We start from the raw sequence: 896 nt of genomic DNA on the forward strand, positions 1-896 counted from the left end.
CGGCTGGTGCTGGCCGATGCGGCGGGGCGTGCGGCGCTGGGCGCGGAGGCGCTCGCTGGGGTGGGGCTGGTGGAGCTGGAGGCGCAGTCGCCGGCGTGGGCCGGGCAGCCGTCATCGGATCCGGATGTGCGCGCGCTGGGCCTGGGCCCGCACCATCTGGCCTATGTGATCTACACCTCGGGCTCCACCGGCACGCCCAAGGGCGTGATGGTCGAGCACCGGGGGGTGGTGAACTTTCTATCGGCGTTTTCAGAGATATCTTCAATTTCTGACCGCGATACTTTTTTGGCTTTGACCACCATCTCGTTCGATATTGCGGGGCTCGAACTGTTCCTGCCTTTGAGCACTGGGGCCGCAGTCGCCCTTGCAAGCCGTAAGGATGCAATCGACGCCATGGCCTTACGCCATTACATAGCACATCACAACATTTCTTTCATGCAGGCGACTCCGGCAATGTGGCGCCTGCTCTTAGATGGAGGCTGGCAAGGAACACCAGCGCTGAATGCGGTATGTGGGGGAGAAGCGTTACCTGCAACTCTGTCACTTCGCCTAAATGAAGCGGTGAACTCTGTAAAGAATTTCTACGGGCCAACCGAAACAACCATCTGGTCATCCTTTTTTCCTATTGACACCCCATTCGGCGTGCCACATCAAGGTGTACCGATCGGCCGTCCGATTGCGAACACGCGGGTGTACGTGCTGGACGGTCATGACGAGCCGGTGCCGTTCGGGGCGGTGGGCGAGCTCTACATTGGCGGGGCGGGCGTGACGCGTGGCTACCTGAACCGCCCCGAGCTGACAGCCGAGCGGTTCATCGCCAGTCCCTTTGTGGAGGGCGATCGGCTGTACCGCACGGGGGACCTGGCGCGGTACCTGCCGGACGGCAATCTGGAGTT

Annotated in this window: 1 protein-coding gene; it reads left to right on the forward strand. The window is 61.8% G+C overall.

The features are described from left to right. The coding region (locus tag ACLFKU_RS43685; protein WP_410853381.1) for an AMP-binding protein at positions 1–896 on the forward strand (896 nt) is incomplete at both ends.

This window comes from Paraburkholderia sp. EG304, assembly GCF_046543485.1.
Lineage (GTDB): Bacteria > Pseudomonadota > Gammaproteobacteria > Burkholderiales > Burkholderiaceae > Paraburkholderia > Paraburkholderia youngii.